This is a genomic window from Syntrophothermus sp., from assembly GCF_013314835.1.
In the GTDB taxonomy this organism is placed as follows: Bacteria; Bacillota; Syntrophomonadia; order Syntrophomonadales; family Syntrophothermaceae; genus Syntrophothermus; species Syntrophothermus lipocalidus.
Genome location: NZ_JABUEX010000014.1, coordinates 51,959 through 62,693, shown reverse-complemented (window position 1 = coordinate 62,693; position 10,735 = coordinate 51,959). Strand labels below are relative to the sequence as shown.

The window sequence follows — 10,735 nt, the reverse complement described above, 5'->3', positions numbered from 1 at the left end:
ATTCTGAGTTATCTGTGTGCATCTGCCCGGCACTCAACGGACCAAAAGCCGTTGTGTTGCCCGGTAAGGGCTCAATGTCAAGGTTCGTTGTTGAGCTTCAGGTTGAGTGCCGGGTCTGTGTTAATCTGTGGCTCATGCAGGGAGAAGGGTTTTCATGTTTTCTACTGCCATGGCCCATCTCATAGCCGGGTACCTGCTGGATATTTTCTTAGGTGATCCCCGGTGGATGCCGCACCCGGTTAGGTTATTGGGAAGAGTCATAGCCCGGGCGGAAGGCCTACTGCGCCGGGTATTTCCACCGTCCCCAGGGGGCGAGCGGTTAGCAGGAGTGATTTTAACGGTAAGTGTAGTGGGTTTCGCTTATTTTTCGGTGGCCTTCTTGCTATTTTGTGCTGGCCGTATCCATCCCTGGCTTTTTCATGGTTTAAGCGTTTGGTTTGCCTACACCGTACTGGCTACCCGCAGTCTGGACCAGGAAACGCGGGTGGTTTACCGGGAACTCGTAAGAGGGGATTTGCAGCGGGCGAGGAAGCTGGTGGCCAACGTGGTGGGCAGGGACACAGCGGAGCTCGACGAGAACGAGGTGGCCAGGGCGGCGGTCGAAACCATAGCTGAGAATACGGTAGACGCTGTGGTTTCTCCCATTTTTTTTCTGGCCTTGGGTGGACCGGCTTTGGGTATCGCTTACAAGGCAGTAAGCACCTTGGACTCGATGGTGGGGTACAAAAATGAGCGTTACTTGTACTTAGGCTGGGCTTCAGCCCGCCTGGATGACCTGGCGAATTTTATTCCTGCCCGTTTAACTGGTTGGCTGTTGGTGCCTTTGTCTGCTCTTCTGGGCAGGCAGGACTTTGTTCTAAGCCTGAAGACAGTAATAAAAGACCGCCACAAGCACGAAAGTCCTAACAGCGCTTACCCAGAAACGGCCTTTGCTGGAGCCCTGAGTGTGCAGTTGGGAGGGCCTTGTTACTACCAGGGACGGTTAGTCGAACACCCGCTCATCGGGTCAGGATTAGGTGGGGTACAACCAAAGCATATACCGAAAGCCATCGTACTCATGTACATAACCTCGCTTTTGGCTTTGAGTCTCGGCCTTGGCCTCATAGGTGTAAGGGGGGGTTGGTAGTGTCAAAGGGGGAACAGCGTCCTTTTGGTTTTGAAGGCAGTGACCGTTTGTTTTTGCCGGCACCCAAGAGGCAGGAGGCGAAAACGGAAAACCGGCTGGTCTTGGTGACCGGAGGGGCGCGGAGCGGGAAGAGCAGGTGGGCCGAGCATCTTTTGCAGGAACAAGGAGGCGGGGTCTTGTACGTCGCCACCGCTCTGCCCATCGACGAAGAGATGCAAGACCGTATAAACAGGCACAGGACGAGGAGGCCACCGCACTGGCGGACCTTAGAAGGATACTCCGGGCTGGCTCGTCTCATCCGGGAGACCCGGCTGTTCAGAGAAGCAGTTCTGCTCGACTGCCTCACCATAATGGTGACCAACCTGCTTTTGGATGCGGTGAAGGACTTTGACCGCGTAACCCCGCAAGAAGCGGAAACCGTGGAGAAAGCTATTGAGCAGGAAGTTGTGTCATTGGTCAAAGCCTTACGCGAGATAGAAAGCACCGCGGTAATCGTGACCAATGAAGTGGGTATGGGCTTGGTCCCCGATAACCCGTTAGGTCGTTTATTTCGCGATGTTTGCGGCAGGATGAACCAGTTGGTTGCCGCGGAAGCGGATGAAGTATACCTGGTGGTCTGCGGCATCCCCGTCCGGATAAAATAGGGAAACCGATCACAAGTACCGATCACAAGGGGACGGTTCTTCTGTGTCTGATTCACGGAATCAGACACAGAAGAACCGTCCCCTTGTGATCCATGTGATCCAGAAGAACCGTCCCCCTGATCGACCCCCCGAATAAAGTAGACAAGAAGTATACTGTGGACATTGTTGCAGGCTTTACGGGCGGGTAATATAATACCGTTTAAAGGCTTGCGCCTGATAAGTAATCGCTGGCCACTGTGTTGGACATGGAGGCAGGACGGGAGGGAAATGGATGTTTCGGATTGTTGCCAAACGAGAACTGGCTCCCCGCATCAAATTGTTTGAGGTAGAAGCTCCAGAGCTTGTCCCAAAAGCGCGGCCGGGCCAGTTTATAATCCTCCGCATAGATGAGGAGGGGGAACGGATCCCCTTAACTATAGCGGACTTTGACCGCGAAAAAGGGACTATTACCATCATATTTCAGGAAGTTGGGAAAACCACTGAGTTGTTGGGAGAGTTACAGGCCGGTGATTCCATCTTGGATTTTGTCGGCCCGCTGGGTTGTCCGTCCGAGATTGAAAGATTTGGAACTGTAGTCTGTGTTGGCGGCGGGGTCGGCGTGGCCCCGGTATTTCCCATAGCCCGGGCTCTGCGGGAGGCGGGCAACCGGGTAGTATCGATAATCGGAGCCCGATCCCGCGACATGCTGGTCTGGGAAGACGAAATGCGAAACGTGAGCTCAGAGCTTCTGGTCGCAACCGATGACGGCAGTTACGGGATTAAAGGGTTTGTTACCGATATTCTAGTGGAGGTTTTGAACCGGGAGAAGGTAGACCGGGTAGTGGCTATCGGGCCTGCTGTCATGATGCGCGAGGTGTGCCGGGTTACACCGGAGTCCATCCCGACCGTGGTCAGCCTCAACCCTATAATGGTCGACGGCACCGGCATGTGCGGGGCTTGCCGGGTTGAAGTAGGGGGTAAGACCAGGTTCGCCTGCGTGGACGGACCCGAATTCGACGGGCATCAAGTGAATTGGGAACTGGTTCTAAAACGGGCGAAGATGTTCGTGGAGGAAGAAAGAATAGCCATGGAAAGAGGGGGATGCAGGTGTCAGGAGAGCGCAAGAAGATAATTCCCCAAAAGCACCCGATGCCGGAGCAGGATCCTGCCGTGCGTTGCCACAACTTCGACGAGGTGGCGCTGGGGTATTCGGAAGAGACAGCGGTAGCCGAGGCCAACCGGTGTATACAGTGCAAGAACAGCCCCTGTGTAGAAGGATGCCCGGTAGAGATTGATATCCCAGCTTTTATAAAAATGATAGCAGCAAGAGATTTCGCCGGGGCAATAAAAAAGATAAAAGAGAAGAACAACCTGCCTGCCATCTGCGGCCGGGTTTGTCCCCAGGAGAACCAGTGTGAAAGCAAGTGTACTTTAGGCAAGAAGCACGAACCGGTGGCTATAGGGAGATTGGAGCGGTTCGTGGCGGACTGGGAAATGGCCCAGCCAGAGCCAATCCAGGTTCAGGCAATTAATCCCTTAGGGAAGAGGGTAGCGGTGATCGGGTCGGGTCCGGCGGGGTTGACAGCGGCAGCGGACCTGGCCCTGATGGGATACAAAGTCACGGTGTTTGAGGCCCTCCATATAGCGGGAGGAGTGCTGGTTTACGGGATCCCGGAGTTTCGACTCCCCAAGGCTATCGTCGCTCGCGAAATTGAGAACATCACCCGGCTGGGGGTTGAGATCAGGACCAACTACGTGGTGGGAAAACTGGCCAGTGTCGGAGAACTTTTGGAGCAGGGCTACGACGCTGTGTTCATAGGCACAGGAGCAGGTTTGCCTTATTTCATGGATATTCCAGGGGAAAACCTGAACGGGGTATACTCGGCCAACGAATTTCTCACCCGAAACAACCTGATGAAGGCTTACAAATTCCCCCAGTACCTGACCCCTATCAGGGTGGGGAAGCGGGTAGCGGTAGTCGGCGGTGGCAACGTGGCTATGGATGCAGCCCGTACTGCACTGCGCCTCGGTGCTGAGGCGTATATCGTGTACCGCCGCACGTTCCAGGAGATGCCAGCCCGGAGGGAGGAAATCGAACACGCCCGCGAGGAAGGGGTAAAATTCGAGCTCCTGGCAAGTCCCATCGAGATCAAGGGGAACGAAGAAGGGCGAGTCATGTCTATCATTTGTCAACGGTACGAGCTGGGGGAACCGGATGAGTCAGGAAGAAGGAGCCCGGTACCCATACCGGGGGCGGTGTTCGAGATGCCGGTAGATACGGTAGTCATGGCTATTGGGCAGGGACCAAACCCCCTCATTCCACAGACCACTCCAGAATTAAAGACCAATCGTAGGGGCAACATTCTGGCAAAAGAAGAAACCGGTGAGACCTCGATGGCAGGGGTGTTTGCCGGGGGAGACGTGGTCACAGGTGCCGCAACCGTCATCTTAGCGATGGGGGCAGGCAAGAAAGCTGCCCGGGCCATCCACGATTATTTACAGAATAATAAGGGATGATGTTGCTACCTCAACAAATATCGAATCAAAACTGTATTTTACTCTGGCGCTAAGTGGTTGATTACGATGTCCAGTCAGTGCCGGGGTTTTTTTATGGGATAAAATTGTAAGACACATTGCAAGCTTTGGTGCTAGAATGTTAGTAACAAGCTTTCGTCGTGATAGAAAAGGCCTTACCCTGTTGCTGGCACGTGCCAAAGCCGAAGGTCACTGTCGGCAGTTGCTGGCCTGAGCAGGGCGAGAAGGGGAGGTGAGAGCTCATTACTGACGCCTTGCGAAATGTCCGGGGTCGTAGCTAAGAAACACACCCGAACGAGGAGGTGAAGACTGATTTCAATTTTACATTGAAATCAGGACTGTATGAACAAAATACTCACGATTGCTCCTGAAAAGTGTACCGGGTGCCGGACTTGCGAGCTGGTATGTTCCTTCTTCCATGAGAAAGAGTTTAATCCGGCTCGCGCGCGGGTCACGGTTATCACCTGGGACAAGGATGGATTCTCAGTTCCCATGATGTGTTTGCAGTGTAGCAATGCTGCCTGTATGCAGGTATGCCCCGTAGGAGCAGTATACCGTGATTTCGCGACCGGAGCGGTTATGGTCGACTACAGCCGTTGCATACGCTGCAAGATGTGCACTAACGCGTGCCCGTTTGGTAACAACACTTTCGACCTAGAGCTCGATCGGATACTGAAATGCGACCTTTGTGGCGGAGATCCTCAGTGTGCTAAGTACTGCCCTTCCGGAGCTATAAGTTATGTACCGGATACGGCGGCAAATACTGCTAAGAAGAGGCTGGCAGCGAGCAAGTTTAGGGAACTGTTCCGGGAGGTGGTCTAGTTATGTACGGTTGGACTGGACAAATCCTGCGGGTTAATTTGACCGATGGAACCATCCAGAAGGAAGCTTTATCGAGAAAGGATGCCCAAGATTTTATAGGGGCGCGCGGGTTGGGCACCAGGTACTTTGTTCGTGAGGTAAACCCGTTGGTCGATCCCCTCGCTCCCGAGAACAAGCTCATCTTTATGACCGGTCCTCTTACCGGTACCGCCGCTGCGTCAGCTGGCAGGTACAACGTCATCTGTAAAGGCCCCCTTACTGGAGCTATTGCCGCTTCTAATTCTGGAGGATTCTGGGGACCGGAACTCAAGTTTGCCGGGTATGACGGCATCATCTTTGAAGGCAAATCTCCTTATCCCGTGTATTTATGGATTGAGAACGAGAAAGTTGAATTACGCAGGGCAGATAGGCTCTGGGGAAAAACCGTGTCCGAGGCCACTGACCTTATTAAGGAAGAAACGGACGAAGACGCCAAGGTGGCCTGCATCGGTCCGGCAGGAGAGAACCTGGTCAAGTTCGCCGGTGTGATTAACGAGTATTCCCGGGCAGCGGGGCGTTCAGGGGTTGGGGCGGTGATGGGTTCCAAGAACCTGAAAGCTGTTGCCGTGCGCGGGACCAGAGGCCTCAGGGTGGCGGATCCCGGCAGTTTTAAGGAGGCTATCGACAAAGCCAGGCAGATGCTCGCCCAGCACCCGGTTACCGGACAAGGGCTGGCTCTTTATGGCACAAATGTTTTGGTTAATATCCTGAACCAGCATGGTGGTTTGCCGGTTCAGAACTTCAGCCAGGCTGCTACTTGTGATTATGCGGAGAAGATATCCGGGGAGTATCATGCCGAACGTTACCTGGTTCGTAACAAAGGCTGTTTTGGCTGCAACATGGGCTGCGGGCGGGTAACCAAGGTGCCGGCTGGAAAGTTCAAAGGGTACGGGGAAGGTCCAGAGTACGAAGCTACCTGGGCTTTGGGTTCCAACCTTGGAAATGACAATTTTGAAGCGATAGCTAAAATCAATTTCCTATGTAATGAAATGGGGATGGATCCTATCACCTTCGGCGGTACCATCGCCTGCGCTATGGAACTGTACGAAAAAGGTTATCTGGATGCAGGTACGGTGGGCTGGGATCTGGTCTGGGGTAACATGGACGCGGTCGTAGACCTGGCGGAAAAGACGGCTTTAAGGCAAGGGTTTGGCAACCAGTTGGCCGAAGGCTCCTACCGTTTGGCTGAGTCTTTTGGTCATCCTGAGTTTTCGATGACCGTGAAGAAACAGGAACTGCCTGCCTACGATCCACGGGCCTTGCAGGGGATCGGATTGAACTACGCTACCTCCAATCGCGGCGGCTGCCATGTGCGCGGGTATATGACTTCGGTGGAGGTGTTGGGTATTCCGGAGAAGCTGGACCCAGATACCACCGAAGGCAAAGCTGCTTGGACCAAGGCTTTTCAAGATATAACGGCTGTATGTGATTCTTCCGGTACCTGTTTGTTTGCTACCTTTGCCATAGGGATTCCGGAACTGACAGCCGAGATGCGAGCTGCAACCGGGGTTGATTACACGGAGGAATCTGTATTACTTGCAGGAGAGCGCATATGGAACCTGGAACGGCTGTTCAACCTCAAGGCCGGGTTTACCAGGCAGGACGATGTGTTGCCCAAACGACTCCTGGAAGAGCCGATGAAAGGTGGTCCTCATGCTGGACAGGTGGTAAGGCTCGAAGACATGCTTAAAGAATATTACGAACTCCGCGGCTGGGACGAAAACGGGGTGCCGACTCCGGCCAAGCTGGAGCAGTTAGGGTTAGCCTAGAAAGAAGCAGTGACGCTTATGAAGGTGCTGTTTTTTGCTACTCTGCGTAAAGTAACAGGTTGTACTGAAACCGAGGTCCACGGACCAGCTGATCTAGAGGGGGTTTTACGGGAACTCGGAGCGAGGTACGGTTCCGCGTTTAGAGAAAAGGTGTTTCCCGATGGTCAGTTAAGCCGCGATGTAATGGTGATGATAAATGGTCATGCGGTAGAACACTTAGGCGGGTCAAAAGCTGTTGTAAATGAGGATGACACTATTGCCATCTTCCCCCGGCTGGCCGGGGGCTAGATGGCAATACTTTTGTGGGACTGGGGGGATGAAGCAAACATGGGAGAAGAGACGCGCGAAAGGATCCGCGGTGACGTTCAGCCTATCATCGATAAATACCCGGCCGAAAAGAGGTATATTCTTCCTATTATGCAGGATGTTCAAAAGAGGTTTAACTACCTGCCCAAAGAGGCCCTGGAAATAGCTGCGGCTTACGTCGGTGCACCTGTAAGCCTGGTTTACAGCATGGCTACTTTTTACAAGGCTTTCAGCTTGGTGCCCAGGGGGCGGGTTCATTTCAGGATGTGTGACGGCACTGCTTGTCACATCAAGTCATCCCAGGTGATACTAGATGAAATCCACAAGTGTATAGGTATCAGGCCTGGGGAAACCACACCAGATGGCCAGTTTTCGCTGGAAACCGTCAACTGCTTGGGGGCATGTGCCTTGGCGCCGGTGCTGGTAGCCAATCAAAAAGTACATCCCAAAGTGACTCCGGCGGCAATGAGGGAAATCATAAAGCAGTATGGAGGGCTTGCCGATGGACCAACGAGCGATGCTTGAACCGAACATCAGGACAGTCTTGGTTTGTTGCGGGACCGGGTGCTTGGCCAACGGCAGCATGGACGTCTTCCGGGCGTTGCAGAAGCGGTTGGAGGCTGAAGGAGGCGAGTTTCAAGTCCGCACCTATACCAAGGCTACAGGCTGTAACGGCTGGTGCGAAAAAGGTCCTCTGGTGAAAATAGTGCCCGATGATATAACTTACTGTAACGTCAAGGCAAGTGACGTTCCAGCCATAGTGGATAAAACGCTGAAAAAAGGGGAAGTAGTGAAGAAGCTTCTTTACCGGGATCCTAAGACCAAGAAGTACTTCAAATCTCACCGGGAGATCAGCTTTTATACCAAGCAACTTAAAGTGGCTCTTCGCAATATCGGGGAGATAGATCCGGCGAATATCCAGGACTACATTGCCCGAGACGGGTACCAGGCTTTGGCAAAAGTGTTGAAAAGCATGAGTCCGGAGCAGGTCATCGACGAGGTTCAGCGCTCGGGCTTGCGCGGGCGGGGGGGAGCGGGTTTCCCAACCGGTCTTAAGTGGAAAGCCTGCGCTTCACAGGCGGCAGAACCGCGATATGTGGTATGTAACGGGGACGAAGGCGACCCCGGTGCTTTCATGGACCGCAGTATAATGGAAGGAGATCCGCACAGCGTTATCGAGGGCATGATCATCGGTGCTTACGCGGTGGGGGCCGCGGCCGGTTTTATCTACGTGCGAGACGAGTACGACCTGGCGGTGGTCAACCTAGGACGTGCCATCGAAGACGCGCGCAGGAGCGGTTATCTGGGAGACAACATTCTGGGGAGCGGGTTTTCTTTTGACATCGAAATAGTTCGGGGCGGTGGGGCCTTCGTCTGTGGCGAGGAAACGGCGCTCCTCGCTTCCATCGAGGGGAATGTTGGGGAGCCCCGGGACAAATACGTTTATCCGACGGAAAAAGGTCTATGGGGGCAGCCCACAGTCATCAACAACGTTGAGAGCTGGGCAAACGTGCCGGTAATAATTAACCGGGGAGCCGACGAGTGGGCCAGGGTAGGGACGGCGACGAGCAAGGGGACGAAGGTTTTTTCCTTGGTAGGCAAGGTTTATAACACCGGCTTGGTTGAGGTGCCCATGGGGACGACCTTGCGCGAGATAATCTTCGATATTGGCGGGGGTATACCCAACGGCCGCCAGTTCAAAGCGGTACAAACCGGAGGACCATCGGGAGGGTGCATCCCCGCCAGCCTCATCGACCTTCCGGTGGACTTCGACTCACTTACCAGCGTCGGTTCCATGATGGGATCCGGCGGCATGATTGTCATGGACGACCGGACCTGTATGGTGGAGGTAGCGAGGTATTACCTGAATTTTCTGGCCGGTGAATCCTGCGGCAAGTGCGTGCCTTGTCGAGAAGGGATTAGACGCATGCTGGAGATTTTGACGAGAATCTGCAACGCCCAGGGCCACCCCGAGGACCTGGAAATTCTGTCCAGCCTAGGTGAGACATTACAGGTCGCTTCTTTGTGCGGGCTAGGGAAAACTGCTCCTAACCCGGTTTTGTCTACACTGAGGTATTTTAGGGATGAGTATGTGGCGCATATCGTAGAAAAACGTTGCCCGGCCGGGGTCTGCCGATCCATGACCGAGTTTTACATCGACGCTTCCCTTTGTACCGGTTGCGGGCTGTGCAAGAAGAATTGCCCGGCTGATGCCATTTCCGGTGAGATCAAGGAAGTACACGTTATCGACCAGGACCGGTGCATCAAGTGCGGCGAGTGCATAAACAACTGTAAGTTCCAGGCAGTCAAGGTGAGGTAAGGGGGTAGGGATATGAGAATTAAGATTGACGGCATAGAACTCGAAGTCCAGCCAGGAGAGATACTGCTAAACGCTGCCCGAAGAGCAGGGATCACTATCCCGACCCTTTGCTACCATGAAGCTTTCGGAGGTCAGGGGCACTGCCGGATGTGCTTGGTCGAAGTAAGAAAAGGAGCCGAGGTGAAACTGGTTGCGTCCTGTACCTATCCCATCAACGAGGAGGTAGAGGTCAAGACCAGGACCCCGGTTGTGGAAAAGATCAGGCAGAATATCGTCATGCTCCTCTATAAAGAGGCTCCCGCCAGCGAAATCATGCAGAAAATGTATGTTGAGTACGGGTGCGAGGCCAACTTGCTCGAGCCTAATGAGGGAGAACGCTGCATTCTGTGCCGGCTGTGCGTCAAAGCCTGCGAGAAAATGGGGGCTAGCGCCATATCCGCCGTGTTTCGTGGTACCAGCAAGCGCATCGGGACTCCTTACGACGAGGCTTCAGCCGACTGCATCGGCTGCGCTGCCTGTGCCCAGATTTGCCCTGCGGGAGCCATCGAGGTTCGGGAAACGTCGGACACCCGTACTATCTGGCACCGGGATTTTGAGCTGGTGCGGTGTAAGGAATGCGGGAGAGTAGTGGGAACGAAGGAGCAGTTAGATTATCTTAGAAGCAAACTGGATAGGATTACTTCTGATTACGAAGTATGTGATGTCTGCCGTCGCCACCAAGCGGCTAAGCGGCTGAAGGATTACGTTCGACAATGAAGACGCTTGAAAAAACGGCCTGCACTGAAAAGTGCAGGCCGTTTTTTGTGTGCTCACGTATTTCGCTCCCTGACCATCGGCGGTTGTAGAATTCTTTTGGAGGGTTCTGCTAGTTAATTGAAATTATACCAAGAATTCAACGCAAGTATTGCCGGTTGATGTCGAGGAACTAGCCAACGGTCTGGATGAGTATGCGTCCCAGTGGGCAGAGCAAGCGGAGCTGCTGTGGGCAGAACGCGGCCTGTAAAAGGTTGGACGTTAACAGCGGCAACTCAGGTTAAGAACGATAGAGGGGTATTACCCCTCTATTGTCGTAAGACTAAAGACAATCACTGGGTAGAACTGGTAAAAAGTGGCGAGCCACGTTATGATGAAACGTTTCAAATTGCGGCGAAGCTGTGGATTGAAAACCACACCCCTTGCCCTATCGTACAGGGCA

The 10,735-nt window shown here is 53.7% G+C and carries 10 protein-coding genes; all 10 read left to right on the top strand.

Translation table 11 applies throughout. From position 1 onward, the window contains the following. The first annotated feature begins 154 nt into the window (after positions 1-154). Positions 155-1,126, top strand: a complete 972-nt coding sequence (gene cbiB, locus HPY90_RS06420; RefSeq protein WP_287192554.1) for an adenosylcobinamide-phosphate synthase CbiB — start codon at positions 155-157, stop codon at positions 1,124-1,126. Continuing rightward, the gene (gene cobU, locus HPY90_RS06415) at positions 1,126-1,770 is read left to right on the top strand and encodes a bifunctional adenosylcobinamide kinase/adenosylcobinamide-phosphate guanylyltransferase (protein WP_287192551.1); all 645 of its coding nucleotides are present in this window, start codon (positions 1,126-1,128) and stop codon (positions 1,768-1,770) included. The genes cbiB and cobU overlap by 1 nt, the downstream gene beginning before the upstream one ends. A 271-nt stretch (positions 1,771-2,041) precedes the next feature. Then, positions 2,042-2,881, top strand: coding sequence for a sulfide/dihydroorotate dehydrogenase-like FAD/NAD-binding protein (locus tag HPY90_RS06410; protein WP_287192548.1), 840 nt, complete (start codon positions 2,042-2,044; stop codon positions 2,879-2,881). Then, complete coding sequence (gene gltA, locus HPY90_RS06405) at positions 2,857-4,266, top strand: NADPH-dependent glutamate synthase (RefSeq protein WP_287192545.1); 1,410 nt, start codon at positions 2,857-2,859, stop codon at positions 4,264-4,266. The genes HPY90_RS06410 and gltA overlap by 25 nt, the downstream gene beginning before the upstream one ends. Positions 4,267-4,626: 360 nt before the next feature. Next, positions 4,627-5,106, top strand: coding sequence for a 4Fe-4S dicluster domain-containing protein (locus tag HPY90_RS06400; protein ID WP_287192542.1), 480 nt, complete (start codon positions 4,627-4,629; stop codon positions 5,104-5,106). Positions 5,107-5,108: 2 nt separating this feature from the next. Continuing rightward, complete coding sequence (locus tag HPY90_RS06395; RefSeq protein ID WP_287192539.1) at positions 5,109-6,914, top strand: aldehyde ferredoxin oxidoreductase family protein; 1,806 nt, start codon at positions 5,109-5,111, stop codon at positions 6,912-6,914. Positions 6,915-6,932: 18 nt separating this feature from the next. Next, positions 6,933-7,202 carry a MoaD family protein gene (locus HPY90_RS06390; RefSeq protein WP_287192538.1) on the top strand — a complete coding sequence of 90 codons (270 nt, stop codon included), beginning with the start codon at positions 6,933-6,935 and terminating at the stop codon, positions 7,200-7,202. Beyond that, positions 7,203-7,745, top strand: a complete 543-nt coding sequence (locus HPY90_RS06385) for an NADH-quinone oxidoreductase subunit NuoE family protein (protein ID WP_287192536.1) — start codon at positions 7,203-7,205, stop codon at positions 7,743-7,745. It abuts the gene before it with no gap. Next, positions 7,723-9,540 (top strand): NADH-quinone oxidoreductase subunit NuoF, encoded by a 1,818-nt coding sequence (locus tag HPY90_RS06380; RefSeq protein ID WP_287192533.1) that lies wholly within the window; start codon positions 7,723-7,725, stop codon positions 9,538-9,540. Before HPY90_RS06385 ends, HPY90_RS06380 begins: the two co-directional genes overlap by 23 nt. A gap of 12 nt (positions 9,541-9,552) precedes the next feature. Next, positions 9,553-10,296 carry a 2Fe-2S iron-sulfur cluster-binding protein gene (locus HPY90_RS06375; RefSeq protein ID WP_287192530.1) on the top strand — a complete coding sequence of 248 codons (744 nt, stop codon included), beginning with the start codon at positions 9,553-9,555 and terminating at the stop codon, positions 10,294-10,296. Positions 10,297-10,735: the final 439 nt, after the last annotated feature.